This is a genomic window from Micromonospora sp. NPDC023737 (assembly GCF_040639715.1).
Classification (GTDB): Bacteria; Actinomycetota; Actinomycetes; order Mycobacteriales; family Micromonosporaceae; genus Micromonospora.
The window spans coordinates 12,440-39,129 of the sequence record NZ_JBFAAL010000025.1; the positions used below are offsets into that span (position 1 = coordinate 12,440).

The 26,690-nt window shown below is 73.2% G+C and carries 25 protein-coding genes; 11 read left to right on the forward strand and 14 right to left on the reverse strand.

What is annotated here, in order from left to right:
• Nucleotides 1-6: 6 nt before the first annotated feature.
• Genes AB0F98_RS29990 through AB0F98_RS30000 form a run of 3 tightly spaced genes read left to right on the forward strand, consistent with a single transcriptional unit; the run spans nucleotide 7 to nucleotide 4,437 of the window.
• Nucleotides 7-1,113: a hypothetical protein gene (locus AB0F98_RS29990; RefSeq protein WP_357742340.1), complete on the forward strand. Its 1,107-nt coding sequence runs from the start codon at nucleotides 7-9 to the stop codon at nucleotides 1,111-1,113.
• Nucleotides 1,106-3,775 carry an FtsK/SpoIIIE domain-containing protein gene (locus tag AB0F98_RS29995; RefSeq protein ID WP_357742343.1) on the forward strand — a complete coding sequence of 890 codons (2,670 nt, stop codon included), beginning with the start codon at nucleotides 1,106-1,108 and terminating at the stop codon, nucleotides 3,773-3,775. Before AB0F98_RS29990 ends, AB0F98_RS29995 begins: the two co-directional genes overlap by 8 nt.
• Nucleotides 3,772-4,437 carry a hypothetical protein gene (locus AB0F98_RS30000; RefSeq protein WP_357742345.1) on the forward strand — a complete coding sequence of 222 codons (666 nt, stop codon included), beginning with the start codon at nucleotides 3,772-3,774 and terminating at the stop codon, nucleotides 4,435-4,437. The genes AB0F98_RS29995 and AB0F98_RS30000 overlap by 4 nt, the downstream gene beginning before the upstream one ends.
• 7 nt (nucleotides 4,438-4,444) lie before the next feature.
• On the opposite strand, the gene AB0F98_RS30005 is transcribed toward AB0F98_RS30000, so the two are convergent.
• Both AB0F98_RS30005 and AB0F98_RS30010 read right to left on the reverse strand, forming a co-directional pair.
• The gene (locus AB0F98_RS30005) at nucleotides 4,445-5,719 is read right to left on the reverse strand and encodes a cupin domain-containing protein (protein WP_357742348.1); all 1,275 of its coding nucleotides are present in this window, start codon (nucleotides 5,717-5,719) and stop codon (nucleotides 4,445-4,447) included.
• Between the two features lie 9 nt (nucleotides 5,720-5,728).
• Nucleotides 5,729-5,971, reverse strand: a complete 243-nt coding sequence (locus tag AB0F98_RS30010; protein ID WP_076473044.1) for a hypothetical protein — start codon at nucleotides 5,969-5,971, stop codon at nucleotides 5,729-5,731.
• Nucleotides 5,972-6,203: 232 nt separating this feature from the next.
• On the opposite strand from AB0F98_RS30010, the gene AB0F98_RS30015 reads away from it, so the two are divergent.
• Nucleotides 6,204-6,356: a hypothetical protein gene (locus tag AB0F98_RS30015; RefSeq protein WP_357742351.1), complete on the forward strand. Its 153-nt coding sequence runs from the start codon at nucleotides 6,204-6,206 to the stop codon at nucleotides 6,354-6,356.
• 7 nt (nucleotides 6,357-6,363) lie between these two features.
• Nucleotides 6,364-7,116: a DUF72 domain-containing protein gene (locus tag AB0F98_RS30020; protein ID WP_357742354.1), complete on the forward strand. Its 753-nt coding sequence runs from the start codon at nucleotides 6,364-6,366 to the stop codon at nucleotides 7,114-7,116.
• A gap of 37 nt (nucleotides 7,117-7,153) precedes the next feature.
• On the opposite strand, the gene AB0F98_RS30025 is transcribed toward AB0F98_RS30020, so the two are convergent.
• From AB0F98_RS30025 to AB0F98_RS30055, 7 genes are all read right to left on the reverse strand, one after another.
• The gene (locus tag AB0F98_RS30025; protein WP_357742356.1) at nucleotides 7,154-7,582 is read right to left on the reverse strand and encodes a DUF2267 domain-containing protein; all 429 of its coding nucleotides are present in this window, start codon (nucleotides 7,580-7,582) and stop codon (nucleotides 7,154-7,156) included.
• A gap of 349 nt (nucleotides 7,583-7,931) precedes the next feature.
• A complete protein-coding gene (locus tag AB0F98_RS30030) occupies nucleotides 7,932-9,605 on the reverse strand; it encodes a right-handed parallel beta-helix repeat-containing protein (protein ID WP_357742359.1) in 1,674 nt (557 codons plus the stop codon).
• Nucleotides 9,606-9,651: 46 nt separating this feature from the next.
• On the reverse strand, nucleotides 9,652-10,539 hold the full coding sequence (locus AB0F98_RS30035; protein ID WP_357742362.1) for a DUF72 domain-containing protein: 888 nt from the start codon (nucleotides 10,537-10,539) through the stop codon (nucleotides 9,652-9,654).
• 49 nt (nucleotides 10,540-10,588) lie between these two features.
• The gene (locus AB0F98_RS30040) at nucleotides 10,589-10,987 is read right to left on the reverse strand and encodes a TraR/DksA C4-type zinc finger protein (protein WP_355148805.1); all 399 of its coding nucleotides are present in this window, start codon (nucleotides 10,985-10,987) and stop codon (nucleotides 10,589-10,591) included.
• A 180-nt stretch (nucleotides 10,988-11,167) separates the two neighbouring features.
• Nucleotides 11,168-11,842 (reverse strand): uridine kinase, encoded by a 675-nt coding sequence (locus AB0F98_RS30045; protein WP_357742366.1) that lies wholly within the window; start codon nucleotides 11,840-11,842, stop codon nucleotides 11,168-11,170.
• 31 nt (nucleotides 11,843-11,873) lie between these two features.
• Nucleotides 11,874-12,482, reverse strand: a complete 609-nt coding sequence (locus AB0F98_RS30050) for a winged helix-turn-helix domain-containing protein (protein WP_357742369.1) — start codon at nucleotides 12,480-12,482, stop codon at nucleotides 11,874-11,876.
• A 303-nt stretch (nucleotides 12,483-12,785) separates the two neighbouring features.
• Nucleotides 12,786-13,163, reverse strand: a complete 378-nt coding sequence (locus AB0F98_RS30055) for a signal peptidase I (RefSeq protein WP_357742372.1) — start codon at nucleotides 13,161-13,163, stop codon at nucleotides 12,786-12,788.
• Between the two features lie 258 nt (nucleotides 13,164-13,421).
• On the opposite strand from AB0F98_RS30055, the gene AB0F98_RS30060 reads away from it, so the two are divergent.
• On the forward strand, nucleotides 13,422-14,378 hold the full coding sequence (locus AB0F98_RS30060; RefSeq protein ID WP_357742374.1) for a DUF3500 domain-containing protein: 957 nt from the start codon (nucleotides 13,422-13,424) through the stop codon (nucleotides 14,376-14,378).
• Between the two features lie 196 nt (nucleotides 14,379-14,574).
• Here AB0F98_RS30060 and AB0F98_RS30065 read toward each other — a convergent pair whose 3' ends face one another.
• The 5 genes from AB0F98_RS30065 to AB0F98_RS30085 form a co-directional block, all read right to left on the reverse strand.
• Nucleotides 14,575-15,075 carry a DUF2231 domain-containing protein gene (locus AB0F98_RS30065; protein ID WP_357742377.1) on the reverse strand — a complete coding sequence of 167 codons (501 nt, stop codon included), beginning with the start codon at nucleotides 15,073-15,075 and terminating at the stop codon, nucleotides 14,575-14,577.
• 96 nt (nucleotides 15,076-15,171) lie between these two features.
• Complete coding sequence (locus AB0F98_RS30070) at nucleotides 15,172-15,912, reverse strand: GAF and ANTAR domain-containing protein (RefSeq protein ID WP_357742379.1); 741 nt, start codon at nucleotides 15,910-15,912, stop codon at nucleotides 15,172-15,174.
• 179 nt (nucleotides 15,913-16,091) lie between these two features.
• A complete protein-coding gene (gene secA2, locus AB0F98_RS30075) occupies nucleotides 16,092-18,383 on the reverse strand; it encodes an accessory Sec system translocase SecA2 (protein ID WP_357742382.1) in 2,292 nt (763 codons plus the stop codon).
• A gap of 80 nt (nucleotides 18,384-18,463) precedes the next feature.
• Nucleotides 18,464-19,552, reverse strand: a complete 1,089-nt coding sequence (locus AB0F98_RS30080; RefSeq protein ID WP_357742385.1) for a zinc-binding dehydrogenase — start codon at nucleotides 19,550-19,552, stop codon at nucleotides 18,464-18,466.
• Nucleotides 19,545-20,555 carry a Gfo/Idh/MocA family oxidoreductase gene (locus AB0F98_RS30085; protein ID WP_357742388.1) on the reverse strand — a complete coding sequence of 337 codons (1,011 nt, stop codon included), beginning with the start codon at nucleotides 20,553-20,555 and terminating at the stop codon, nucleotides 19,545-19,547. Before AB0F98_RS30085 ends, AB0F98_RS30080 begins: the two co-directional genes overlap by 8 nt.
• Before the next feature lie 224 nt (nucleotides 20,556-20,779).
• Here AB0F98_RS30085 and AB0F98_RS30090 point away from each other — a divergent pair, with 224 nt between their 5' ends.
• The 5 genes from AB0F98_RS30090 (at nucleotide 20,780) to ctaD (ending at nucleotide 26,595) form a co-directional block, all read left to right on the forward strand.
• A complete protein-coding gene (locus AB0F98_RS30090; RefSeq protein WP_357742456.1) occupies nucleotides 20,780-21,763 on the forward strand; it encodes a glucosyl-3-phosphoglycerate synthase in 984 nt (327 codons plus the stop codon).
• Between the two features lie 124 nt (nucleotides 21,764-21,887).
• A complete protein-coding gene (locus AB0F98_RS30095) occupies nucleotides 21,888-23,045 on the forward strand; it encodes a glycosyltransferase (protein WP_357742391.1) in 1,158 nt (385 codons plus the stop codon).
• A gap of 160 nt (nucleotides 23,046-23,205) precedes the next feature.
• Nucleotides 23,206-23,667: a DUF4383 domain-containing protein gene (locus AB0F98_RS30100; protein ID WP_357742393.1), complete on the forward strand. Its 462-nt coding sequence runs from the start codon at nucleotides 23,206-23,208 to the stop codon at nucleotides 23,665-23,667.
• Between the two features lie 82 nt (nucleotides 23,668-23,749).
• On the forward strand, nucleotides 23,750-24,478 hold the full coding sequence (locus AB0F98_RS30105; protein ID WP_357742396.1) for an ATP-binding protein: 729 nt from the start codon (nucleotides 23,750-23,752) through the stop codon (nucleotides 24,476-24,478).
• A gap of 113 nt (nucleotides 24,479-24,591) precedes the next feature.
• Nucleotides 24,592-26,595 carry a cytochrome c oxidase subunit I gene (ctaD, locus tag AB0F98_RS30110; protein ID WP_357742399.1) on the forward strand — a complete coding sequence of 668 codons (2,004 nt, stop codon included), beginning with the start codon at nucleotides 24,592-24,594 and terminating at the stop codon, nucleotides 26,593-26,595.
• Nucleotides 26,596-26,690: the final 95 nt, after the last annotated feature.

Genomic DNA, 26,690 nt, shown 5'->3' on the forward strand with positions numbered 1-26,690 from the left:
GCACCCGTGTCGATCGTCGAGGATGTCGGCGCGCAGGTCCGCGCCGCTGCCGAAGAGCTGCCGCTCGGTCTGGTCGGGCAGGCGCTGGAGAAATTCGGCCTGGCCGGCGAACGGCTGCGATGGGTACGCCAGGAGTCGGCCAACCCGATGGGGGTGCCCGAACTCTCCGCCGCCACCGAGCACCTCGAGACCGCCGGGTACGCGCTGCGGCTGGCCCAGGAACAGCTCACCGCGTACCTGGCCGCGCTCGGGCTCGGCGCCGACGGTGCCGGGCCGACACGTCCACCCGGCTCCGAGCGGCCCCGGCATGACGCGCCCGGGGACGCCGCCCCGGTCGTCGTACCGCCACAACCGGCCGAGCAGGTGCGGCTGCGACGGTGGTGGTCGGTACGGGTGGCGGAGCTGACCGGGAGCCCGGAGAGCGCCGACGAGCCGGACGAGCGGATCACCGACTCCGCGGAGCTGCTGCGCCGGGTGGCACGCGGGGTACGCGCCGGTGACCGGGACCGGCTGCGTACCGAGCTGCGCCGGGCGCACGCCGACGTCGGACTGGGGCTGGCCGCGCTCACCCCTCCGCTGCTGCGTGACCTGGCCTCCCAACTGCTCGGGCACCCGCCCCGCGCCGATGATCTGCACCGGCTGCGCGGCGAGCTGGACGGCCGCGTACGGGACCTGCTGCCGGGTCTTCCGGCCCCGGCGCTGGAGACGCTGATGGCCCGGGTGTGCCGCATGCCCCCGCCGCGCCGGTCCGGGGAGGCGCCGCACGCCGCGGACTCCGCGGTAGCCGGCGGGGTACTGGCCGGAGTGCTCCTCGCCCGCCTCGGCCGGGACCTGCCCGCTGACGCGCCGGGTCGGGGCGCCACGAACGAGGCGGCCGCACCGGCCGGAGGCGACGGCGGCCGGCCGGGCACCGAGCGGACCGGCCGCGCCGACCCCGGCCACGGCGGGCGTACCACCCCGGGTCGGTCCGCGCCGGGCGGGCTGGCCGGTGCCAGACCCGACCGGGCCCCGTCGGGCGGGCCGGCGGACCGGGCGCCCGCGGGCGCCGGCGCCCGACCGGCACGTACGGGCCCGTGGGCCGCCGCGCCGCGACGCCGGGGCAGCGATGGCTGACCGGCGCGCGCAGCTGGTCAGCCGGGTCCGGGACACGCTCGCCGACGCCCTCGGCGCGGCCCGCACCCGGCTCTTCGCCGCCCAGGCGGACCTCACCACCGGGCGGGAGCGGCTGGCCCGCGTTCGCCGGGCCGCCGCGGAGGTGCCGGAGCGGGTCGGCGCGGAACGGGACCGTCGCCTCGCCGAGATCGACGAGCGGCACGCCGCCCGAATCGCCGAGCTGGCCGGCCGGGCCGCCGAGGCCGCCCGGTGGGAGGCGCCCGGCGCCGCCGCCGAGGAGTGGTCCCGCTGGCACGTCACGCCCGCCGAACGGTCCAAGTCGCCCGGTCCGCTGCGGGTCGGCACGCTCGGCATTCCGGGCGCCGAGCCGGTGCCGGCCCTCGTGCCGCTGCTCGACGCGGGCCACGTCGAGCTCTCCGGCGCCGACCGGGACGGCTGCGACGCGGTGGTCTCCGCGCTGCTGCTGCGCGCCCTGGGCCGGGCCGACGCCGGCGCCGTCCGGCTGATGGGGTACGACCCGGAACACCTGGGTGGGGGGCTGGCCGGTTTCGCCCCGCTCGGCACTGCCGGACTGCTCACCTTCGTCGGACCGGGCGGCCTCAGCCGGCTCCTCGACGACCTGGTCGAGCAGATCCGCCGGATCAACGAGACGGTGCTGGCCGGCGAGCACAGCTCGCTGCGGGAGTTGGCCGCCACGACCGGCCGCCGGCCTGAGCCGTGGCGGGTGGCGGTGCTGCTCGGCGGCGACGAGCTGTCCCGGCACGAGCGCGGCCAGCTCGACCGGGTGGTCCGCACCGGCGCGGCGTGCGGGGTGCACCTCGTGGTCCGGGGGGTGACCTTGCCGGACGACCCGACGGTCACCAGGGTGGTGGCCGAACCGGACGGCGCGCGTATCGGTGGTCTGCCCGGCCTGCCGGTCGCGCTCGACCCGTCGCCGCCGGCGGCGCTGGTCACCGAGACCTGCCGGGACGTGGCGGCCCGGGTGAACGCCGGCCCGCCGCCGACCCCGTTCACCGACCTGCTGCCGCCGCCGGAGCGGATGTGGCGGGAGGACTCGGCCACCGGGCTCAGCGCGCCGATCGGCGAGGGGCCGCACGGGCGACCCGTGCTGCTGACGCTGGGCGACTACCCGCCGCACGCGCTGATCGGCGGCCCGTCCGGCACCGGCAAGACCAACCTGATCTTCGCCTGGATCGGGGCGCTCGCCGCTCGCTACTCCCCCGCCGAGCTGGAGTTCTACCTGCTCGACTTCAAGGAGGGGGTGTCGTTCGCCCGGTTCGCGCAGGGCCGGCGTGACCCGAGCTGGCTGCCGCACATGCGGCTGGTGGGGATCAACGTCAACACCGACCGGGAGTTCGGGCTCGCGCTGCTGCGGTTCCTCGCCGAGGAGCTGCGCCGGCGTGCCGACGCGGCGAAGAAGCACGAGGTCACCAAGCTCGCCGAGCTGCGCGCGGTGGACCCGACCGGCCGTTGGCCGCGGATCGTGGCGGTGGTCGACGAGTTCCAGATGCTGCTCGCCGGGCGGGACGTCGTCGCCCGGGAAGCCGCCGACCTGCTGGAGGACCTGGCCCGCCGGGGCCGCTCGCAGGGCATCCACCTGGTGCTCGCCTCGCAGGACGTGCGCGGGATCGAGGCGCTGTGGGGGCGGCCGGCCCTGGTCGCCCAGTTCACCCTGCGGATCGCGCTGCCGAAGGCGCTGCGGATCCTCGCCGAGCGCAACGACGCGGCTCAGTCGCTGCCCCGCTGGCATGCCGTGATCAACGCCGAGTCGGGGCTGCCGGAGGGGAACCAGGTGGCCCGGATCCCGTCGGCCAGTGACTGGGAGACGTGGAGCGGCCTGCAGCACCGGCTGTGGCGGATGCGCCCACAGGACGCCGCGCCGGCCCGGCTCTTCGACGGCGACGCGATCCCTCTCCTGGTCGACGCGCCGGACTTCCGCGCGCTGGCCCCCGGCGACGGTACGAGCCGTGGCCCGGTCGCGCTGCTCGGCGAGATCATCGACGTGCAGGCCCGCTCGGCGGTGCTGCGGCTGCCCCGGGCGCCGGGACGGAACCTGGCGGTGCTCGGCACCCGGGTCGACGAGGCGTGCGCGGTGCTCGACGCGGCGGCCCGCTCGCTGGCACGGCAGCACCGCCCGGGCACCGCCCGGTTCTCCATCGCCTGCCTCGACCCGGACGCCGATCCGATAGCCCGCGCCCTCTACGAGGACCTCGCCGACGACGCCGCCTGGTACGACGAGGAGACGGTCCCCGAGTTGATGGCCGAGACCGCGGAGGGGTTGGGCACCTCCGGGGACCCGCACTACCTGCTGCTGTTCGCGGTGGACGCGGCGGCCGGCGCGCTCGCTGCCCGGGTCGGTCGGCGTACCGGGCTGGAACAGTTGCGCCGGATCCTGCACGACGGGCCGGAACGGCGTACGCACGTGCTGGCCTGGTGGCGGGGCGTGGCGCGGATGCGCGCCGACCTCGGCGGGCCGGCGGCGCGCACCGACCAGATCGGCGCCTGGGTGGCGCTCGACACGCACGGCGGCGAGCTGGGCTCCTCGCTCTATCCGGGCACCGGCGGCCCGGACTGGTATCCCCGCCCGTGGCGGGGGCTCTTCTTCGACCGGGCCGTGCACCGCACCGGCCAAGTGATCATCCCCTATGGACCATCACGATGAACCAACCAGTCGCCAGTGAGACGTACGCGGCGCAGGTGCGCAGGCTGGCCGACCTCAGCGCCCGCGTGCACGCCCAGCGGGCGGAGGCGCATACGTGGCACGAACGGCAGTGCGCCGCCGCGCGACGGGCCGTCGCCGAGGCCGAGGAACAGGTGGAACACGCCGAACGGGAGCTGGCCGACGCGCGGGAGCTGCAGGAGCAGGTGGACGCGGAGGCGGCGCACCTGTGGCAGCTGCTACGCGAGCGGCTCGGCGCCGCCGGACGGCGGCTGGCGGGCCCGCCGCCGCCCACCTCGGGCGTGGACGCCGACCCGGTGCTGCTGCTGGGCCGGGTACGCGAGCTGCTCGACCGCACCCGCCAACCGGGTGAGCTGCCCGGCTCGGTCAACCCACTGCTCGCCGCCTGCGGGGTGGCCGGCGCCGTGCTCGCGTACGCCCTCGGCGTGGGCGCCCGCGCGGCCGGGGTGGGCTACGGCGGCGACCTGGCGGTCGGGATGCCGGTGCTGGCGCTGGTGGTGACGTTGCTCGGCCCGCTGGTCGGGCTGGTGCCGGCGAGGGTGCTGGCCGACCGGCGGAACGCCGTGCTGGGGCCACGCCCGATCACCGTGGTGCTGGCCGCGGGAGTGGTGGCCACCGTGATACTGCTGGTCCTCTTCCGCTGACCGGCGCTCAGGCGGGGACGACGACCGCCTCGCGGAGCAGGCGGCGGGCCAGGACGAGCCGATCGGCCTCCTCCGCCAGGCCGGGCAGGTCGCCGACCCGGCCGACCGTGCCGGTGAGCAGGGCGCGTACCGCCGGTTCGCACTGCGCCGGGAGCGTGACGGTCCGGTCGAACAGCCGCAGCGCCACCCGGTCCGCACTCTCGCGGGCAAGCTGCCAGCGCAGCCCGGGGCGCAGGGTGAGCCGGCTGTCGGCGTCCAGAGCCTCGATCGCGGCGGCCTGGGCGAGCGGGCGGATCGGCGCCGGCCGGGCGGCCGGCCAGGCACGCCGCCGCAGCCCGGCGGCGACCGCCGCCGGATCGACGCGCAGCAGCCAGTCCCGCAGCGCCTCGATCGTCTCGGTGAGTTCGGGCTCGATGTCGTCCGGGTCGGCCACGTCCGTGCCGAGCGGCAGGCCGGCACGCAGCCGGCGGTCCTCGACGGCGAGCGCCAGCAACTCCTCGACCAGCGCGTAGCGGGTCAGGGCGCGTACACCCACGGTCAGGTGCAGCGAGCTGGACTCCTGCGCCTGCGCGCTGTGCAGCCAGCCGCGAGGCAGGTAGAGCGCGTCACCGGGGGCGAGCACCACGTCGAGTGCGGCCGGCCCCTGCGCGGTGGCGGCGACCTCGTCGGCCCGGCCGCCCCACGGCTGCTTCTCGAGCGGGTCGGGCAGCACCGGCGGGTGGATCCGCCAATGTTTGCGGCCGTCCACCTGGAGCACGAAGACGTCGTGGGTGTCGTAGTGGGTGGCGAAGCCCTGGTTCCCGGCCGGGGTGAGGTACGCGTTGACCTGCAACGGCTGGCCGAGCGCGAGACCCAGGTCGCGGGCGAAGTCGATCAGTGGTGGCCAGGTGCGGTGCAGACCCTGCAACACCAGGGTCGCGCCGGCTGCGTACTGCTCCAGCACCCGCTCGTCGAGCACCTGGTCGCCGATCTCGGCCCCGGCGCCACCGCCACCGGTCCAGCGTCCGGGCGGCACGAGTTCGCCGTCGCGGGCGATGCGCAGGAAGGGCGTACGTAGGCCGCGCCGGCTGAGCAACTCGTCGGCGTCGGCGGGGCTGAACAGGTCGGTGAAGCCGGACGGGTCGGGCAGCTCGTCGGCGCGGGAGAGCAGCGGGGTCTGGCCCCAGTGCGCGGCGGCGAACTTCGCCGGTTCGACGGCCACACACCGGGCGAGCGCCGCCGACCCGGTCGTGGACGGCGCCGCCGGGCGGCCGTGACCGCCCGGCGGGTCGATGCGCGTCATCACCATTCGTCAGCGAGCGCTGCCGTCGGCGCCACCGTCCTGCTTGCCCGGCGTCGCGCCGCCATCGGCCGGGCCCTCGGCCCCACCGTCCGCGCCACCGTCCTGCTTCCCCGGCGTCGCGCCACCGTCGGCCGGGCCCTCGGCCCCACCGTCCGCGCCACCGTCCTGCTTCCCCGGCGTCGCACCGCCGTCGGCTGGGCCCTCGGCGCCACCGGCGCCGCTCGTGGTCATGTCGTCGTCGCTGAGTGCCATCGGTGCTCCCTCGTGCCGCCCCGCCGTACGCAGGGGATCATCGTGCAGCGAGTGCTACCCCTACGCTCGCTTCAATAACCTCACGGTAGACGTCCGGCCCGGCGGACACGGGCGGTTCCCGGTGAGCCCGGCGCCATGACGAGGCACGCCTCACCGGACGGCGCGTGGCCGCCCGTCCGGCGTGCGGTCTCCGGCGGTGGCAGGATGAGCCGGACGAGGGCAGGAGGTGTCGATGACCGAGCCGACGGTGACTCCACCCGAACCGTTGACCGCGGACCGGCGGCGCGCCCCGGCCGTGGTCACCCATCCCGACGACCCGGAATTCGGCGCGGCAGCGGCCGTGGCCCGGTGGCCGGGGCCGCGCGAGCAGGTCGTCCACCGGTAGGCCGCGGGTGATCCTGCTCGGCACGTCGGGCTGGCAGTACCGCGACTGGCGGGGCCGGTTCTACCCGGCCGGCCTGCCACAACGGCTCTGGCTGGAGCACTTCGCCGGGCGGTTCGCCACGGTGGAGGTGAACAACGCCTTCTACCGTCTGCCGGAGCGGGACACGTTCGCGGCCTGGCGGGCCCGTACCCCCGACGACTTCTGCGTGGCGGTGAAGATGAGCCGCTACCTCACCCACATCAAGCGCCTGCGCGAGCCGGCCGAGCCGGTGGCGAGGTTTCTCGACCGGGCCACGGCGCTCGGCGACCGGCTCGGGCCGGTGCTGCTGCAACTGCCGCCCACCCTCACCGCGGACGTGCCGGCGCTCGACGCCACGCTGCGGCTGTTCCCGTCCGACGTACGGGTGGCGGTGGAGCCCCGGCACGCCTCCTGGTGGACCGCCGCGACCCGGACGACGCTGGAGCGGCGCCGGGCGGCGCTGGTCTGGGCGGACCGGCTCGGGCGGCCCGTGACGCCGTTGTGGCGTACCACGGACTTCGGTTACCTGCGTCTGCACGAGGGGCGCGCCCGCCCGCACCCCCGCTACGGCCGCGCCGCGCTGGCATCATGGGTGCGCCGGCTCGCCGAGACGTTCGGCGAGTCGCCGGCGTACGTCTACTTCAACAACGACCCGGGCGGCGCGGCGATCGCCGACGCCGTCGCGTTCGCCGCCCTGTGCCGGAGGGACGGAATTCAGGTGAGCCGCGCCGCGGCGGGGTGACCCGCCCGCCCCCGGATCGGGGCGGGCCGGCGTCACCTCACGGCATCATCCTGGCCAGATCCCGGGGCATGGTGTCCTTGACGTCTTCCCATTCGCCCTGGGTGACGTGCCGGCGCAGAGTGTCGAGCACCACCTGCACGACCCGCTCGGTGCCGCCCTCCACGTCGTACGGGAAGCCCTGCCGGACCTCGTAGAGGAAGTCCTCACGGTTGAGCTTCACCGGCACGTCGGACGGCTTCCACCCGTCGAAGTAGATGCCGCGCACCACTACCGGCAGCTGCTGCGCGAACTCGACGCTCTCCTGCACCGGCATCCGGTCCCGCAGCAGATGCAGCACGGTCCGCAACGCGGCGTACGACTGGTTGCGCTGCTCCTTGGGCCAGCCGTAGGCCTTCTCGATGTCCTTCAGGATCAGGTTCGTCTTGTCCAGCGAGGACTCGATCGCCGATATGAACTGCTCAGCCATCTTCCCACCCCCGTTCCTCGTTGACCCAGCGTCGGTCGTCGTCGCGGCGCGGCGGCCCCGCCGGGCCACGCCGGTGCCGCATCGGGCTCCGCCGGCCTGCCTGCCGGGCTCCTCGCGAGTCGCCGGACGCGCCGACCACACGCAGCACGGCCCCGCGTCGGGGATCCGCCACCACCCGAGCCGTCATTCCCGGTCACCTCCTCGTGATGCGTGGGTCGGTCCACCGACCGCACGCGATCTCCACGGTGTCGTCCGGGCGGGTGAGTCGTCCTCACCCCGGACGGGTGAGCGGGCGCCGGGTGTGATCCGGACCGATCGGCCGCGAGCGCGAACCGACCGGTACGGATGCCTACTTGGCGGTCCAGCCGGTGTTGCCGGTGCCGGACGTCTTGACGTACAGCGTGCTCGCGGCCCCACCGGAGAGGTTGATGTACGTCGTACCCACCGGCGCGGCCACCACCCCCTCGGGGCTGCCGGTGCCGATCAACTGCCCGGACGCGGTCGTGACGTTCGACCAGGAGATCGAGATCGTGCCCGCCTCGACGGTGTTCGTCGCGTCCCAGATGAAGCGGCCTACGTCGTGGGTCCCGTTCGTGGTGATCGACAGTGCGACGCCGGGATTGGCGTTGATCGTGTTTCCGGTGAACTTCGCGAGCCCCACCCCGCGCAGCAGCACCGCGTACCCGCCCGACGCCGTGTGCTCGAAGACGTTGCCGTGCAGGAAGAACCGGGCCGTGTTCACCGCGTTGAGCGCGAACAGGCCGTGCCCGTTCGGACTGTGCACGCGGTTGCCGGACAGGATGATGTCGCCCTGCGTCTGGTCCACCCTGATCCCGAACTCGGTGAACGTCGTGCCGGTCGTGCCCGCGCGGATGATGTTGTCGGCGATGGTGATGCCGTTGACGTAGCTGACGCCGATCCCGGCCTGCCCCGACTCGTAGACGATGTTGTCCGAGACGAGGCAGTCCGTGGCCGGGGAGTCGTGGTCGCCGCGCACCGCGATGCCCACCTGCCGCGTCGCCGTCGACTCCCCACCCGGGTTGTCGACGATGTTGCCGGTCACGACCGCCCGGGACCGGGTCGCGGAGCCCGCCTGGTAGCCGATCACCACCGAGATCGCGCCCTCAGCTGACGTGTTTCTCGCCGAGATCTGCCCGTTCAACACGGTGTTGTCGGCGATCACGACGTCCTGGCACGATTTCGCGGCGATCGCGGAGAACCCGCAGCCCTCGAAGTAGTTGCCGATGAATCGGGCGCCGAGGGTCATCGGATAGGTGTGCAGAGCGGCGATGTCGTTGTTCGCGCAGTGCTGCCCGATCCCCCAGAACCAGTTTCCGATCGCCTCGATGGTGGCGCCGGTGCCCAGTCCGTTCGGGTAGTCGGTGACCGGGGCGAAGAAGATCCCGCCGGGAGCGCCACCCGTCAGCGTCGGCGTGGTGGTGCCGATGAGGGTGTTGCGGTTGAACCGCATCATGCCCTTGCGACCCGGCTGAGCGGCATCGACGCAGACCGCACACGTCCAGTGCTGGTACTCGCCGTCGTGCTCGGCCATGTCCACGAAGCGGCAGTCGGACACGTCCAGGTGGCCACCGAAGTTCGTGGCGTACACGGCGCACGCCTGCGATCCGGTGAACCGCACGTGTCGCACCCGGACCTCGCAGCCGGCAGGTAGATCACACCGCAACAGGTAACGACGGTTCGCGCCCTGCCCGCTGTGGTTGCCGTCCACACAGCCGCCGGTCAGGGAGAAATAGGGCCCACTGATCATGAAAAGGTGGCTCGTCGAGCCGGTGCGGTGCTTGAGCGTCGCCCCGTCCTGCAGCACGATCCGCGTCGTGCCGGCGGCGGTCACCGTGTTCACCACGTAGGTGCCGGACGGAACGAACACCACGGACCCGGCAGCGGCGGCGAGCGCCGCCGTGAACGCCGCGGTGTCGTCGGTGGTCCCGTCACCGACCGCTCCGAATGTACGCACGTCGACGCCGGCCGAGCCGAGGACATCGAAGTCCAAATCAGCAGACATAGCCGGACCTTAATGGCGGCAGGCCGCGCTGTACACCGCAGTGACCTCAACGGCCGCCCGTGTTTGCACTGGTCAGCATACGTGTCAAGGACTCCGCGTTGCGTTGCGCGTAGTCGCGGTAGCAGTTGTTCATGAGCACATGTGTCTGCTCGGCGGAGTCGGCCAACTCCCGCAGCTTCGGCGCCCAGTCACGCAACTCCCGCTCCGAGTAGCGGTAGCCGAACTTCTCGTGGATGTCGGTGCTCGTCCACTTGTCGCTGTGGCCGTGGAACCGCATCACCGCGAGGTCCGCGGTGGCCGCCAGCACGGGCGGCACCGACGAGCGGTGTCCCTGGGGCATGTCCACGCAGACGTACGGCAGGCGGTGCTGGCGAAGGAACGCCAATGTCTCGTCCTGGTTGTCCCCGTCGAACCAGGAGGCGTGCCGGAACTCGTACACCGGCCGCAGCGGCGCGCAGCGCTTCGCGACCTCCAGCAGGTACTGCTTGTTGTCCCGCTTGATGGTGAACCAGGGCGGGAACTGGAACAGCAGCGCACCGAGCTTTCCCGCGTCGACGAGCGGGTCGAGCGCCGAGAGAAAGCGCGTCCACACCTCCTCGTACGCCTGCGGGGTCAGATCGTCGGGATAGACGTTGCGCTTCTCGGTCTGCGGTCGCAGATCCTTGTACAGGGCGCTGACCTTGGTCGGGTGCCCGGTCAGCAGACTGAACGCCTTGACGTTGAAGGTGAAGCCGGCCGGGGTGCGCTCGGCCCAGAGCCGGGCGGTCCGCTCGGCCGGCGGGGAGTAGTAGGTGGCGTCCACCTCGACCAGTGGAAACTGCCGGGCGTAGTACGCCAGCCGCTTCTCCGGCGTGTCGGCGGTCTGCGGGTACCAGCCGGAGTCCAACAGGGTCCGGTCGGTCCAGGAGGCGGTGCCCACCTTGATGTCACCCATGAGTGGAGTTCACCGCGCTTCGGACCGACCGGCAACCGTACGGACCTCGTCAGGCCGCCCGCCGCTCGCGGGTCTGCTTGCAGGAGACGCAGGTGGTGGCCGACGGGAAGATCTCCAGCCGCTCCACGGGGATGGGCGACGTGCATCCCTCGCAGAAGCCGTAGGTGCCCTCCTCCAGCCGGGCGAGCGCGTGTTCGTACTGGGCACGGCGGTCGAGGATGGTCCGCAGCAGCGACTGCGCGGTGTCCCGCTCGGCGGTCTTGGTGCCGCTGTCGGCCTGGTCGTCGCCGGCCGTGTCGCCCACCTCGACCAGCCGCAGCACCTGGCTCTGCAGCACCGCCTGCTCGTACTCCGCGGTCAGCTCGTCGTAGCGCGATTGGAGGGACTGCCGGATCTGGCCGACCTCCGCCTCGGTTCGACCCGTTCCTACCGTGTCGTGGACGAGCATGGCTGCCCTGCCTTTCCTGACCTCTGGTCAACCGGGGGCCCGGCGCACGGATGCCCCGGTCACGGTCGCGTCGGACGCACGGGCGATCACCCGTGCTCTGTGAGCCGGGCGAATACCCGCCGGATCAGGCGATCAAACCGGTGATTTACCGGACACCGGTGGTCGTTCGGGGCGTCGTCTTCAGGCGGGCTGGGCGTCCTCGACGAGGGCGGGGTGGCGGGGGTCGTCCACGCGTACCACGACGTCGGCGAAGGCGGCCGGGTCGACCTCGGTGGCGTACCTGTCGAACGCCGGCAGCGTCCACAGCCGCTCGGCGTCGGTGCGCCGGCGCAGCGCCGCCGGGGAGAGCACCAGGTGGACGGTGACGTCGAAGGGGAGGCCGCCGCCGAGCAGCAGCGGACCGCTGACCAGCAGCACGCCGCCGGGCGGCAGTTCGACGTACGCCGCCCGGCTGGCCCGGTCGGCGGCCGCGTCCCAGAGCGACGGCAGCACGTGACCGGTGCCCCCGGGCCCGGCCGGGTCGAGCACCTCCCGGCGCAGGCCGGCCTCGTCCACCCAGCCCGCGTAGTAGGCGTCCGGATTCGTACGGCCGTGTTCGAGCCGGACCGAGGCGGGGCGCAGGAAGTTCTCGGCACGTACGTGCAGCACCGGCCGGCCTCGGGCGCGCAGCGGGTCGACGAGTGCGCCGGCCAGTTCGTCCGGTCGCGCGGCGTCCGGGCCGTCGACGCCCACCCGCAACCGGCCGGGAGGTACGGCCGCGGGCCGGTCGGCCTGTTCGAGATGGGCGGCCTGCTCGGCCAGCCGGTCGGTCAGCTCGGTGACGAGTCGCTCGGGCGAGATGGGGCGGATGCGCACGTCGACCATCCTGCCCCGGTGGCCGGTGCGGTCAGCCGCTGCGGTCGAGGCTGACCCGGGCGTCGTCGGCGAGCCGGTAGCCGACGCCGTAGACCGTGGTGACCAGCGGCACGTCCACGCCGACCTTGCCGCGCAGTCGACGGACGTGCACGTCGACGGTTCGTACGCCGGCGTGTTCGTAGCCCCAGACGGCGTTGAGCAGTTGCAGCCGGGTGAAGACCCGGCGGGGGTGGGCGACGAGGTGCAGGAGCAGGTCGAACTCGAGGCGGGTCAGCGGCAGCGGCTCGCCGTCGCGCAGCACCGAGCGGGACGAGGCGAGGATGTGCAGGGTGGGAACGGCCGCGGCGAGCGCGCGGGAGGCGGCGCGGTTGGCCGGCACGTCGACCCGTCGATCGACGGCGGGGGCCGGGACGCCGGACACGGTGACCTCACCCCGCTCGATGAGCTCGCGGGCGGCCTCGAGTAGCCGGCGGGCCGGCGGGGTCAGCGATTCCTCGCACGTCAGCGGGATGGAGAAGGTGACGGTGAGCACCGGCGCGGGAGTGTTCGTCGGGCGGCGCTGCCCGCCGGGGGGTCGACCGGGAACCGCGGGTTGGGCCGTATGCCATCCGGCGCGCGACGAGGCGGGGCTGACCGACATGGTCCTCCTTGGCTGGTCGGGGATCTCCCCACGGCCCGGGACGCCGCCTTATCGATGCTTCCCGGCAGCCGTGCGAGGGTCAAGAGGCCGCTACGTTGCATGAATGTGACATTTGACGAACACATCGGAGCCGAATGCTCGCTCTGCGTACGAGGTTTGATGATTACAGCAGAGCCGTCCGGATCCCCGGATACGGGGGGTACCCGTCGGGTTCACATTCGACTTCCGCGCCGTGCCGGGCGGACGACGTCCCGCCTGGGCGCGTTACCAAAGGGACCGAGCGTCCGCACACCCGCGAGACGGTCAGCGCTGGACGGGTGCCTCAACCCGGTAACCCGGCACCGACGGCCAGCGGACTGTGAGCACAACCGACTCCTGCTCGGCGTACCAGGAGTGATCGACGCCGCGGCCCCACACCACGTAGTCGCCGGGCGAACCGAGCACCACCGTGCGGTCACGCAACTCGACCCGGAACCGGCCACTGATCAACACCAGCAGGGCCGTACGCCGCTCTCCGGTCGCCCAACGGGCACGCGTCTCGCCCTGCGGGTGAACTCCCCACTTGACCTCGACGTCGGTGCTGTGCCGGACCTCGTGCGGCGGCATGAAGTGCCCGAGCAGCCAGCCGCCGTTGGTGGCCCCGTCGATCCCGGCGTTACCCACGTAGACCGTCTCGTCCATCACCCTGTCCCCCCACGCGCCGCAGACCGTATCAGGAGCGGCGGCACCGAGCCTTGGGGCCGGTGTGCGACGGGCCGGTGCCCCGGCGGGTGACACCGACGGGTCGCCCGGCCGACCGGACGCGCGACGATCCGAGAGGCCCGGCCGCACGGCGCGGCCGGGGCAGCTGGCCGACCCCGTACGGCACCCGCCCCGCCGCCGGGCGATCAGGCGGGGCATCCGCGAGCGAGCCGCGATCCGGCCGGGTATACATGGGCGGTGGAAGACCCGCTCCCCGAACAGATGCGTACGGCGGCCGGCGCGCTGCTGGCCGCGCTCGACGAGCCGACGAGGGCCGACGTCGCGTACCGCTTCGACGACAACGACGCCCGGCGCTGGCTGGAGTACCGTCCCCGGCCGCGGCCGGGCGTGTGCCTGGACGACCTGGACCGGCACGGGCGCAAGGCCGCGCACCGGCTGCTGGCCACCGCCCTCAGCCCCGCCGCGTACGCGCAGGCGATGGCGATCGTCGCGCTGGAGGAGGTGCTCGACCGGGCCGAGGGGTGGCGCCGGGGCCGGCACAGCGGCGACTACTGGGTGGCCGTCTTCGGCGACCCGGCGCGCGACGACCGCTGGGCCTGGCGGTTGGAGGGCCACCACCTGTCGGTCAGCATGACCGTGGTGGACGACCAGGTCTCCCCCGCCCCGATCTTCTTCGGCGCGAACCCCGCAGCCGTCCGCCACGCCGGGCACCCGGTCTCCCGCCCGCTCGGCGTCGAGGAGGACCTGGCTCGGGCGCTGCTGGACTCGGTGGGCCCCGCCGCACGCGCGGCAGCGATCATCGCCGACGACGCGCCCGACGACATCATCAGCGCCACCCGTCCCCGGGTGGACGGCCCGTTGGCGCCGCTGGGCGTGCCGGCGGACCGGCTCGGCCCGACCGGCCGGGCACTGCTGGACCAGCTGCTCGCCGTCTACCTGGATCGGCTGCCGCCGGAGCTGGCGATCCGCGAGGCACGCCGGCTCGACGGCCGCGAGCTGCACTTCGCCTGGGCCGGCCCGACCTGTCCCGGTCGGCGGCACTACTACCGGATCCAGGGCGACGACCTGCTGATCGAGTACGACAGCACCTCCGACGACGGCAACCACACGCACACCGTCCTGCGCCGCCCGGCCAGCGACTTCGGGCAAGACGTGCTCGCCACGCACCACGCCGACGCCCACCCACGAGGCTGACCGCACGCCCGCCGGCAGGCGGATCAACGCCGGGCCTCGAGGCGGAAGCGGCGGGCGTGCGCGACGAACGGGCCGTCGCCCCGGATGCGGCGGTGCAGCGCGTGCAGCCGGGGCGGCCGCGCGGGCGAGAAGGGTGCCGCTCGGGACCGTTCGCGCCGCCGTGCCGTGCCGAGCCGTGCGGAAGGACGATCCTGCGTCAGGGGCGGGGACGAATGATCTCCGTGCTCGAGCCGGACACCGCGCCCAGGGCGTCGAAGGTCGTCGCCTCGGCTCGGCCCTCGTCGAACCGGCGCATCAGCCGGGCGCCGAGCCGTACCCCCACCGCACCGATGGCGAGCGCCGCCAGTTCGGTCCCGAGCAGTACCGGCGACGCGCCGTTCTGCGGTGCGTCGGCCCGGATCAGACAGGCGAGCAGGAACAGCCCGGCCATCGCCAGGTTCACCAGGTTGAAGGTGATCGCGGTGTGCCGGGTGCGGTCACCGGGCACGTCCCACAGGTCGACCATGCCGGCCATCGCGGCGAGGGCCGCGGCGACCAGGGCGGCCACCGCGCTCCAGTAGCCGACCTCGCCGAGGAACGCCGGCCCGCCGAGCACGTCGGCCAGGTCGAAGATGACGGCGCTCACGAAGAGCCCGTACGGGAACGTCACCAGCATCGGTTGAATCGGGTGCCCCTGGACCCGCAGCCGGCTCTGCATCGTCGCCTCCCCGGTCGGACGATCGGTGAGCCCAGGGTGCTACCCGGGCGCACGCGGGGTGAAACGACGCGAGACCGGAGAAAGGTGCGACGCGGCTCAGTTCTCGCGGGCGCGAGAGACCGTACGCACCAGCCGTTCCGCCACCTCCCGCAGCGGTATGTCCAGCGAGGCGGCGGCGCTGCGCAGCACCTCGAGCGCCTCCTCGGCCGGGCAGCCGCGCTGGGTCATGATCACTCCGATCGCCTGTCCGACCACTCCGCCGTCCAGCAGGGAGGCGTCCCGCTCGCCGGCGACCTCGATCTGCCGGGCCCGGTCCCGGACGGCGGCCAGCAGCAGGCCGGCGTGTTCCGCGAGCAGCATCGCGGTGAGCTGGTGCTGGGTGGTGAGCGCGTCGGTGGCTCCGGCGTACAGGTTGATCGCGCCGAGCACCTGGTCGTCGACGTCGAGCGGGGCGGAGATCACGCCCTGCACGCCGAGGTCGACCGCGCGGGGCGTCCAGTCCGGCCAGCGCCGTTCGCGACCGAGGTTCTCCGACAGCACCATCTCCCGGCGTCGGATCGCGTCCATCGACGGCGAGTCGGGGCCGTACCGGAGGTCGTCCAGGCCGGCGAGCCGCGGATCGGAGGCCGCCGCGCCGGCCGGCTGGCCGGCCCGCAGCGCGGTGAATCCGCAGAAACTCACCCCGGCCACGGCGTCCCGGGTGATCCGGACGAGCGCGCCCAGTGCCTCATCGAAATCGGTCACGGCTATCAGGCCTGCGGTCAACTCCCGCAGCAGCGCGGCAGTCTCCAGCACGCCGACGGTGGGCACCGCCGGCTGGTCGGTGTCGAGGTTCACGGGCGTGCAGCCCCCGCCCCACGGCCTGTCTCGGCACGCCCGGCCGGTGCCATCACCTGTGTCATGTCTGCTCACTCCCGAGTCTTCGGACCCGCCCTACTACCCGGGGTTACCTGGGTCGAAACGGGCTGAAACGCAGGTCCGGCCGGCGATGCCGGCGCCGGCCGGACGCTGCGGGGTCAGCGTGAGGCGCCGGTGAGCCGACGCCCGACGGAGGCGATCAACCGGTCGAGTTCCGAGCCGAACGGGTTGTCGTGCACGAGGTACGTCCAAGTGGCGCTCGGCCGCATGAGCTTCGCCTCGTCCGGCTCCCAGTCCTCATCGAAATCGGTCTCGGTGAAGGTGGCGATCGTACGCGCCTCGATCTCCGGGACCAGCTCGTTGAACGCCGGCACGGCGGCCCGGTGGAACTCGTCCAGCGGGTCCAGCCGGCCCAGCGCGCGCAGGTGCACGCCCTCACGCACCTCAGAGAGCTCGGCGAGATGCTCGGCCCAGAGCCGGTCGAGGTGGTAGAGCGCGATCGAGCGGGCCACCCGGGCGAGCAGGTCCTCGTCCATCTCGCCGGCCTTCTCGGGCACCTTGTCGAGCAGCATGAGCGCGGCCACGTCGGTGGTGAGCAGCCGCTCACGCCGCTCGGCCAGGGCCTTGCGCTGCTGCTCGATCACGACGCTGTAGCGCCAGGTGTTGCGGTGGATCTCGTGGTTGACGCCTTCGGCGACCCGCTGGGCGTGCTCGACCGCGTAGTCGACCTGTTCGTCGGTGACCAGACCGTCGGCGTTCATCCGCGGCGACGGCGGCACCGCGTCGGCGGCGTGCCGGACGACCAGGTCGTCCTCGAGGCTCACGAAGAAGACCGAACCGCCCGGGTCGCCCTGCCGGCCGGCCCGGCCGCGCAACTGGTCGTCGACCCGGCGGCTGTCGTGCCGGCCACTGCCGATCACGTACAGGCCGTTCAGCTCGGCCACCCGCTCCTGGTCCGCCTGGTCGCTCCCGCCGAGGCGGATGTCCACGCCGCGGCCGGCCATCTGGGTGGAGACGGTCACCGCGCCGTAGGCACCGGCCTCGGCGATGATCGCCGCCTCCTCGTCGTCGTTCTTGGCGTTGAGCACCACACACGGCACACCGGCGGCGTGCAGACCGGCGGCGAGCTGCTCGGACTCCTTGACGTCGAGGGTGCCGACCAGCACCGGCCGCCCGGCGGAGTGGCAGCGTTTGATCTCGTCGATCAGCGCCTCCTCCTTCTCCGCCCGGGTGGCGTAGATGCGGTCCGGCTCGTCCTCGCGGATGCAGGGGGTGTTCGGTGGGATCACCGCCACCTCCAGGCCGAAGAACTCGCGCAGCTGGTCACCCACGAGCACCGCGGTCGCGGTCATGCCGCAGACCTTCGGGTAGAGGGCGATGTACGCCTGCACGGCGATGGTGCCCAGGACCTCGCCCTCGGCGGTGGCGTCCAGGCCCTCCTTGGCCTCCACCGCGGCCTGGAGCCCGTCCGGCCAGCGGCGGCGCTGGGCCACCCGGCCGCGCATCTCGTCGATCAGCTCGACCGAACCGTCCCGGACGATGTAGTCCACGTCGCGGTGCAGCAGCGCGTGCGCGTGCAGTGCCACGTTCACGGCGGAGAGCTGCTCGACGTGCTCCTCGTCGTACAGGTCGATGCCGAGCTTCGCCTCCATGGCGGCCAGCCCGGCGGAGGTGAACGCCACGCTGCGGCCGTCCTCGGCGACGGTGTAGTGCCGGCCCTTGCGCAGCCCGCGCACCAGCGCGGCGGCGGCGTGCACCGGGTCCTGCTCGCCGGCCACCGCGCCGGCGAGCACCATCGGCACCCGCGCCTCGTCGATCAGGATCGAGTCGGCCTCGTCGACGATCGCGGTGGACAGCGGCGGCTGGACCCGGTCGTCGATGTCGGTGACGAGCTGGTCGCGCAGGTAGTCGAAGCCCGCCTCGCTGACCGAGACGTACGTGACGTCGCAGGCGTACGCCTCGCGGCGCTCCTGCGGCGTGGAGGCCTCGTTGACCCAGCCCACGGTCAGGCCGAGCAGGGTGTAGACCGGCTCCATCCACTGGGCGTCACGACGGGCCAGGTAGTCGTTGACGGTGAGCACGTGCACCGGGCCGTTGCCCATCCGCACGTGCCCGTACGCCGCGACGGCAGCGGTGAGCGTCTTGCCCTCGCCGGTGGCCATCTCGGCGACCTTGCCGGAGAGCAGCGCCATCGCGCCGAGCAACTGGACGTCGTACGGCCGTTGGTCGAGCCCGCGGTGGGCGGCCTCCCGGCCGATCGCGCAGATCTCCTCGTACCCCGTGGCCTGGCCGGCGGCCTCGGTGAGTTCGGCGTCGTCCAGCGCGCGGAGGCCTTCCTCCCGCGCCTCGATCGCCGGCAGCAGCTTCTCCAGCGGGGCAAGGTCAACCGTCGTCCCCGGGCGCTGGAGGAACCGCCGGAACCTGCTCTTGAACCGTTGCGACACACCCATGAGCGGCAACGGTACGCGAACCGGAGCGGCTTCCGCGTCCCGCCCGGGCGGCATGTCGGATCCGGGCGGTGACCAGCCGGTCACACCGCGAGGACGACCTGCAGCTCCTGCCTGCGCCGCTCGGCGAGATCGGTCAACAGGACAGGGGCGTCCTCGAACGGCACCACCGCTGTGACGAGGTGCTTACGGATCAGGTCGCCGTACGCGCGCAGCAGGTCGATCGTCTCGGCCGAGAGCCGCTCCCGGTCCCAGACCGGGACCAGGCCACGGGGAACCCGCCCGATCTGGGCGCACCGGACGGAGAGCCCGTTGTGGTGGAATTCCTCGCCCAGCCGGACGGCGTCCGCTCCGGCCTGGTAGAAGGCCAGATCGATCACCGTGCCCTGCGGGCGCAGCAGGCGCAGCGCCAGGCGCAGTGCCCAGGCCTGACCCCGGCACTGGAACACGACGTCGGCGCCCCGGTCGCCGGCCGTGTGCGCCCAGCGGGTCTTGAGCACCACGGCCGGATCGTCCGCGTCCGGGTCGAGGGTCTCCAGCCCGAGTGCCTCGGCGACCTGCCGGCGCTGCGGCGTCGGGTCGAGCACCACCACCGAGGCGGCGCCGTGCCGCCGGGCGAAGAGCGCGGTGAGCAGCGCCACCACGCCGCTGCCGACCACCGCGACCCGGCGCCCGCGCACCCCGTCACCGAGCGACCGCACGTCGGTGCCGTACAGGTCGGCGGCGGCGTGCAGCAGCCCGTTGGCGCAGATCGGGCCCATGTGGGCGACGTAGACGCCGAGCAGCGGATCCAGGTCGTCGGGCAGCGGCACGAAGCGCTCGGCGACCGGGTCGGCGACCCAGCCGGTGCGGTGGCCGTACGTCATCGCGCCCACGGCGCCCTCGGCGACGGCGGGAGTGGCACTCTCCACCACCCGGGCCACCTGCATGTAGCCCAGCCGGGTCACCGGATACGGGGTGCTGGGCGTGCCGGGCCGGAACAGGCCCAGGTCGGCGTCCCAGGTGACGTGGAGGTAGGGGTTGGTGCCCTTGACGTAGCTGAGCTCCGTGCCCGCGGAGACGCCACTGAACAGGGTGCGCACCCGGAACGTGCCCGGGCGCAGCGGCGCTGGATCCTGCTCGACCAGACCCACCCGACCGGGCTCCTCCACCACGACCACCCGGTCACGCATCGACGGTCACCCCGGCACTGCGCAGCGGCACCGCGGCCGGGGCGTCGAGTCGTACCGGCCCGCCGGTGCGGGCCGAGTCGGCCAGCGCGAGCGCGAGCCGATGGGTGGCCAGCGCCTCCGCGTACGGGACGCGCACGTCGTCGCCGAGGCCGCGGACCGCGTCGACGAAGGCCCGGTCCACCGCCACCCGGGCGGTCTCCGGGTCGGCGGGCAGCCGCCGCTCGCCGTCGGGGTCGCAGACCAGCAAGCCCTCTTCGGTCAGGGTCAGCGCCAGACCGTCGGCGAGGATCTCCAGGCCGGCGCGGTGCTTCCAGCCGAGCACGCAGGCGGTGCTCAGGGTGCCGACGGCACCACCGGCGAAGCGCAGCGCGGCGGCGGTGACCGAGTCGATGTCCGCGCCGTCGACCGGCGGTGGGGCGCCGTCGCCGTAGGCGGTCACCTCGACGGCCTCCCCGACGAGCACCCGGATCAGGTCCAGCACGTGGGCGGCCTGCTCGACCACCGGGCCACCGGAGCGGTCCCGCCGGCACCACCACTCGACCGGCGGCACCTTGTCCCACCAGGCACCCGAGACCATCCGGACGGTACGACCGGCGAGCAGGTCCCGCGCCTGCTGCACCACCGACAGGTACCGCCAGTGGTGACCGACCGCGGTGAGCAGCCCGCGCCGGGCGACCAGGTCCGCGACCCGCTCGGCGGTGACCAGGTCCACGGCGACGGGCTTCTCCACGAACATCGGGACCCCGGCGGTCACGACGGCCTCCTCGACCGGGCCGTGCGCGAAGGGCGGCACGCAGACGTAGACCGCGTCGGGCCGGGCCGCGAGCAGCGTGTCGACGTCCGGGAACGTCCGGACACCGTGCAGGCCGGCGAGCGCCGCGGCCGCGGCGGGCCGTACGTCGGTGACCCCGAGAAGTTCCGTGTCCTCGAACCCGGCCAGCACCCGGGCGTGGCGCTGCGCCACGCCACCGGCCCCGACCAACCCCACCCGGCACCTGTCCATCGGCCCCGCCTCTCCGCCCGGCCCTGCAGCTCGTGCGGCAAGCACTCCCCACCCGGGCGGGCAACCAAACGTCCCCGGGGTGCGGTCCACGGCGGGAACGCCGCGATCAAGCCGTTAGGCATGATTGGTTAGCGCGAGGGTGGCGGTGGGAAAAAGACGTTCGTTCTCGGCCACGATCTGGGGGTGTGCCCGTGCGGGAAACTGATTCGAGCGTCTCACCGGTGGTGGAGGCCTGGGCCACCTACCGGACGACCTCGGCGGCCGATTGGGACGCCCGACGGCTGTTGCGGGCCAAGGGTGACAGTCGCGTGAGCGTGGTGCTGCCAGCCCGCAACGAGGAGGCGACCGTCGGCGCGATCGTGGCGACGATCCGCGAGCATCTGATGGACCGGGTCGCCCTGGTCGACGAACTGATCGTGGTGGACTCGCGGTCCACGGACCGGACCGCGCAGGTGGCCCGGGCCGCGGGCGCCGAGGTGGTCAGCCAGGACGCGATGACCCGCGGGCTGCCCCGGCTGGCCGGCAAGGGCGACGCGCTGTGGGCCGGCCTCGCCGCCGTCGAGGGGGATGTGGTGGCGTTCGTCGACGCCGATCTGCGGGAGTTCCGCCCACACTTCGTGACCGGCCTGCTCGGCCCGTTGCTGACCGACCCGTCGGTCGACTTCGTCAAGGGCTTCTACCACCGACCCCTGGTCGGTACGACGAGCGTCGAGCCGGACGGTGGCGGGCGGGTGACGGAGCTGATGGCCCGGCCGCTGTTGAACCTGTTCTGGCCCGAACTGGCGGGCTTCGTGCAGCCCCTCGCCGGTGAGTACGCCGGTCGGCGCGACGTGCTCGCCCAGGTTCCCTTCGTCTCCGGGTACGGGGTGGAGACGGCCATGCTCATCGACCTGCTGGAGCTGGTGGGGCTCGATGCGCTGGCCCAGGTCGACCTCGGTGAGCGCAAGCACCGGCATCAGGACACCGCCGCGTTGGGCCGGATGTCCGCGCAGATCCTGCTGACCGTCTGGTCCCGGCTGCAGCGGCGCGGCTGGGCGGCCCCGGGTCTCGACCCGACCCCGCTGCTGACCCAGTTCCGCCGGGGCGGCTCGGAGGGGCTGCCGAACCTGGAGCGGGAGATCGTGGTCAGCGACGTGTCCGTCCAGGAGCGGCCGCCCCTGGCGGAGCTGCGGCACCGGATGCCGCGTCGGCGGGTGGCGGCGGCGTGAGCGCCCCGCCGGCTCGACGCGACCGCCGCAGGGGCACCGGCCGCTCGCGTGGCCGCGTGAGCGACAGGCCGACCGGTGGCGCGGCCACGGCCGGCGACGCCGCCCGGGAGAGGAGCCGGGCCCGATGAGTCTCACCGTCCTGATGAACGCCGGTCCGTGGCTGTCCGTGCCGCCGCCCGGCTACGGCGGCATCGAGAACGTGATCGCGACCCTGGTGCCGGAGCTGCGTCGCCTCGGCGTCCGAGTGGTGCTCGCCTCCGTGGCCGACAGCGCGCTGCCGGTCGACGAGTTGGTGTCGGTCTTTCCCGAGGGCCAGTTCGGCGCTCTGCAACGGCCGTACAACCAGGTGTGCGGGGTCGCCCAGGCGCACCTGGCCGGGGTGGTCCGGGAACTGCACGCCCGGGACGACATCGACCTGGTGCACGACCACGTCGAGGCGGTGGGGCTGGCCACGCTCACCGCCATGGGTCCGGACGCGCCACCGGTGCTGCACACCCTGCACTGGGATCTGACCAAACATCCCGCGCTCTACGGCCGGCTCGACGGCGGGGACCGGGTCCGGGTCAACGGCGTCTCCGCCTCGCAGCTGGCCCGCGCGCCGCGCGCCTTGCAGGACCACTCGGTGGGGCACGTGCACCTGTCCACCCCGCTCGCGGTGGGCGCCGATCGGCGGCCCCGGCCGGAGAAGGGCGAACACGTGGTCGTGCTCGGCCGGATCAACCCGGGCAAGGGGCAGGACGTGGGCGCCCGGCTCGCCCGGCAGGTGGGCTTCCCGCTGGTGCTGGCCGGGCCGGTCGGGCCGTACCACCGGCCGGCGGACCTCGCCGCCGCCGGCGAGGAGGCCCGGCAGAACCCGGACGTCCGCTTCTTCTACGACGAGGTCGCGCCGTACGTGGACGGGGACCTGGTCCGCTGGGTCGGAACGGTCGCCGGACGGGAGCGCGACGAGCTGCTCGCCGGGGCTCGCGTGGCGCTGTTCCCGCTGCGCTGGGAGGAACCCGGCGGGACGGCCGTGGTCGAGGCGCTGGCGTTGGGCACCCCTGTGGTCGCCACCGCTCGGGGCTGCCTGCCCGAGCTCGTCGAGCACGGCCGCACCGGGCTGCTCACCACCGGCGAGGAGGAGCTGGGTGAGCTCGTGCTGGCTACCGGCCTGCTCGACCCGGACGAGTGCCGCCGGGAGGCGGTGGCCCGCTTCACCCCGGCCGCGATGGCCGAGAGGTACCTCGCCCTCTACGAACGGGTCCGCCACCTGGCGCCGGCGGCCGACCTTCAAGCGGCCTGATCCCGGCTCGGCGGGGGCCGGCGAGACGTCCGGGGACCTGCCGACGGGCAGGACCCGTGGACCGGCCCGGCAGCGAGCGCGGCCAGCGGTCGTCGCCGGTTTGCCGGGCCGGTCCACGGGTAGCCGCGCCTGGCTGAGGCCGCAGAGGGAGGAGACGTCGGTGATCGGACCGATGGCGCACTCCCGGGCCCGCCCCAATCCGGCCGACGGCAAGGCACCGGTACGGCGGGTCACCGGCATCGTGGCGGTCGTCTTCCTCGTCATCGGGGTGCTCGGCTTCGTACCCGGGGTCACGAACCCCTACGACGATCTACGTTTCGCCGGCCACCACTCGGGAGCCGCGCTGTTCGACACGTTCCAGGTGTCGGTGTTGCACAACCTCGTCCATCTCGGGTTCGGGGTGGTCGGGCTGGCGCTGTCCCGAACGGTCACCCGCGCCCGGGCGTACCTCGTCGGCGGCGGTGCCGTCTATCTCGTGCTCTGGCTCTACGGCGTGGTGATGGACGCCGACAGTGGGGCGAACTTCCTCCCGCTCAACGGCGCCGACAACTGGCTGCACCTGGGCCTCGGCGCGGGCATGATCGCGCTCGGCCTGCTGACCGCCCGGCGAACGGCTGGGTGAGGCCGGGCGTCGCGGTTTGGTCGATTCGCCCCGGGGGTAGTTCGAGGGTCCCACCGATGAGACGCGAGAGGGCCAGGGCGAGATGTCGAGCCGGATCACCTGCGAGGTGCGCGACGGGTCGCCGGTGACCGTCGTCCGGCTCGACGGGATCCTCGACCTGGGCACGATGCGGGCGGTGCACCGGACGCTCGACACCTGCCTGGCCGCCCAGCCCGACGCCCTCGTGGTCGACCTGGGCGCGGTCGCCGTTGAGGACCGCCTGGCACTGGCCGTCTTCGCCGCCACGGCCCGCCGCGCCGAGGAGTGGCCGTCCGTACCGGTCGTGCTCTGTGCCCCGCCGCCGACGGCCGCACGCTGGCTGGCCGAGTCCACCGCGTGCCGGGTGGTGCCGGTCCGGCGGGACTGCGCCGAGGCGACCCGGGCGGCCGGAGCGGCCGCCGCACCTCGGCTGCAGGCCCGGCTGGAGCCCGTCGCGGAAGCCTGCCGGCGGGCCCGTGAACTGGTGAGCGACGCGTGCGCCCGGTGGCAACTGCCGGAGGTCGCCGGTCCCGCCTCGGTGGTCCTCAGCGAACTGGTCGGCAACGTGGTCCGGCACGCCGGCACGCCGATGCAGGTCACGTTGACCCTGCGCCGGCCGTACCTGCACATCGCCGTCGTCGACGGCAGCCGGCAGGCCGTCCAGGCGCGCACTCCCGACGTCCGCACCGAGGGCGGCCGGGGGCTGCTGCTCGTCCGTCAGCTGGCGCAGCGCTGGGGCAGCGTGCCGGCCGGGGACGGAAAGGCGGTCTGGGCTATGGTGCCGGCGATCTGACCGAGTATCGGCCCGACACTGCGAATTGACCCGGTATACCCCTTCAGCCTGGTTTCATAGGGCAGGGGCGGGTAGTCACGCCCGTCCTCTTACGCGACGACGGGGGTGAGGCCATGCCCAAGCGGGTCACGACGGAGCCGGGCCGGGACAGAGGCCCGGCGATCCTCGCACCGGCGCAGTTCGGCGGTTATCCCGGCCCGTTCCGCGAGGTGGTCCGCGGTAGCACCATCGTCAAGCTCCTCGGCACCACCGACGCCAAGCTCATCGGCCTGATGTACCTCACCACGTCGTTCACGTTCTACGTGATCGGCGGGGTGATGGCGATGCTCATGCGGGGGGAGTTGGCCCGGCCCGGGCTGCAGTTCCTCTCCCCCGAGCAGTACAACCAGCTGTTCACCATGCACGGCACGGTGATGCTGTTGCTCTTCGCGACGCCACTGGTATTCGCGTTCGGGAACTACATCGTGCCGCTCCAGATCGGCGCCCCGGACGTCTCCTTCCCCCGACTCAACGCGCTCGCCTACTGGCTCTACCTGTTCGGCGGATCGATCGTGCTCGGCAGCTTCCTCGTCCCGGGCGGGGCGGCGGACTTCGGCTGGTTCGCATTCACCCCGCTCTCCGACGTGGAGCACTCCCCCGGCGTCGGCGGCAACATGTGGCTCGTCGGCCTGGTCATCTCCGGACTGGGGACGATCCTCGGCGCGGTCAACATGATCACCACGATCCTGACCCTGCGCGCACCCGGCATGACGATGTTCCGGATGCCGATCTTCACCTGGAACATCCTGCTCACCAGCGTGCTGGTGATCCTGGTCTTCCCGCTGCTCGCCGCGGCGCTGCTCGCGCTGGGCGCGGACCGGCTGTTGAACGCGCACGTGTTCGACCCGGCCACCGGCGGACCGATGCTCTGGCAGCACCTGTTCTGGTTCTTCGGCCATCCCGAGGTCTACATCGTGGCGCTGCCGTTCTTCGGCATCGTCACCGAGATCCTGCCCGTGTTCTCGCGCAAACCGATCTTCGGTTACCTGGGGCTGGTGCTCGCCACCATCGCGATCACCGTGCTGTCGATGACGGTCTGGGCGCACCACCTGTTCGCCACCGGGCAGGTGCTGCTGCCGTTCTTCAGCATCCTGAGCTACCTCATCGCCGTGCCGACCGGGGTGAAGTTCTTCAACTGGATCGGCACGATGTGGAAGGGGCAACTCACCTTCGAGACGCCGATGCTGTTCGCCATCGGCTTCCTGGTGACCTTCCTGCTGGGCGGGCTCACGGGCGTGCTGCTGGCCAGCCCGCCGGTCGACTTCCACGTCACCGACACCTACTTCGTCGTCGCCCACTTCCACTACGTACTCTTCGGCACGATCGTCTTCGCCGCCTTCGGCGGCGTGTACTTCTGGTTCCCGAAGATGACCGGCCGGCTACTCGACGAACGCCTCGGCAAGGTCCATTTCTGGACGATGTTCCTGGGCTTCCACGCCACGTTCCTCGTACAGCACTGGCTGGGCAGCGAGGGCATGCCGCGCCGCTACGTCGACTACCTGCCCACCGACGGATTCACCATGCTGAACACGATCTCCACCCTCGGGTCGTTCGTGCTCGGCGCGTCCACCCTGTTCTTCATCTACAACGTCTGGAAGACCTGGCGGTACGGGGCGCAGGTGACGGTGGACGACCCCTGGGGGTTCGGCAACTCACTGGAGTGGGCCACGACGTGCCCGCCACCGCTGCGCAACTTCGATCGGATGCCCCGCATCCGTTCCGAGCGGCCGGCCTTCGACGCCAAGTACGGCGCGGTCGTCTCCGACCTCGGTGGCGACCTGCCGCAGCGCACCACCCGGCCGCCGCAGAAGTTCCATGACGAGCTGCGACACGTCACCCAGCTGCCCGAATCGCCGTCCGCCGAGGGCGCGCACGGCCCCCGCGAGGCGGAGGAGTACGTGCCGGCGCCGCAGTCCGGCGCCCGTCCGGTGCACGTGCCGGACCCGGAGCAGGTCCGTCGGCCGAGCTTCGAGGAGACCGACGAGCCGGAGGGCAACCCGCTCGGGGCGCATCGCGCGCCGCAGGAGAACGACGAGTGGAGCCACCCGCGCAGCCACGGCGACCAGCCGGAGCAGTGACGGGCACGCGGGCCGAACGAAGGAAGGGGCCCCCGGAAACGCCTGGCAGGTGTTTCCGGGGGCCCCTTCCCGCATGCCGCGGTGCGACCCGGACG

Coding starts and splice junctions, on each gene's coding strand:
- AB0F98_RS29995 (WP_357742343.1), top strand. CDS start 1,106: ATGGCTGACCGGCGCGCGCAGCTGGTCAGCCGGGTCCGGGACACGCTC.
- AB0F98_RS30000 (WP_357742345.1), top strand. CDS start 3,772: ATGAACCAACCAGTCGCCAGTGAGACGTACGCGGCGCAGGTGCGCAGG.
- AB0F98_RS30005 (WP_357742348.1), bottom strand. CDS start 5,719: ATGACGCGCATCGACCCGCCGGGCGGTCACGGCCGCCCGGCGGCGCCG.
- AB0F98_RS30010 (WP_076473044.1), bottom strand. CDS start 5,971: ATGGCACTCAGCGACGACGACATGACCACGAGCGGCGCCGGTGGCGCC.
- AB0F98_RS30015 (WP_357742351.1), top strand. CDS start 6,204: ATGACCGAGCCGACGGTGACTCCACCCGAACCGTTGACCGCGGACCGG.
- AB0F98_RS30025 (WP_357742356.1), bottom strand. CDS start 7,582: ATGGCTGAGCAGTTCATATCGGCGATCGAGTCCTCGCTGGACAAGACG.
- AB0F98_RS30030 (WP_357742359.1), bottom strand. CDS start 9,605: ATGTCTGCTGATTTGGACTTCGATGTCCTCGGCTCGGCCGGCGTCGAC.
- AB0F98_RS30035 (WP_357742362.1), bottom strand. CDS start 10,539: ATGGGTGACATCAAGGTGGGCACCGCCTCCTGGACCGACCGGACCCTG.
- AB0F98_RS30040 (WP_355148805.1), bottom strand. CDS start 10,987: ATGCTCGTCCACGACACGGTAGGAACGGGTCGAACCGAGGCGGAGGTC.
- AB0F98_RS30050 (WP_357742369.1), bottom strand. CDS start 12,482: ATGTCGGTCAGCCCCGCCTCGTCGCGCGCCGGATGGCATACGGCCCAA.
- AB0F98_RS30055 (WP_357742372.1), bottom strand. CDS start 13,163: ATGGACGAGACGGTCTACGTGGGTAACGCCGGGATCGACGGGGCCACC.
- AB0F98_RS30065 (WP_357742377.1), bottom strand. CDS start 15,075: ATGCAGAGCCGGCTGCGGGTCCAGGGGCACCCGATTCAACCGATGCTG.
- secA2 (WP_357742382.1), bottom strand. CDS start 18,383: ATGGGTGTGTCGCAACGGTTCAAGAGCAGGTTCCGGCGGTTCCTCCAG.
- AB0F98_RS30080 (WP_357742385.1), bottom strand. CDS start 19,552: ATGCGTGACCGGGTGGTCGTGGTGGAGGAGCCCGGTCGGGTGGGTCTG.
- AB0F98_RS30085 (WP_357742388.1), bottom strand. CDS start 20,555: ATGGACAGGTGCCGGGTGGGGTTGGTCGGGGCCGGTGGCGTGGCGCAG.
- AB0F98_RS30095 (WP_357742391.1), top strand. CDS start 21,888: ATGAGTCTCACCGTCCTGATGAACGCCGGTCCGTGGCTGTCCGTGCCG.
- AB0F98_RS30105 (WP_357742396.1), top strand. CDS start 23,750: ATGTCGAGCCGGATCACCTGCGAGGTGCGCGACGGGTCGCCGGTGACC.
- ctaD (WP_357742399.1), top strand. CDS start 24,592: ATGCCCAAGCGGGTCACGACGGAGCCGGGCCGGGACAGAGGCCCGGCG.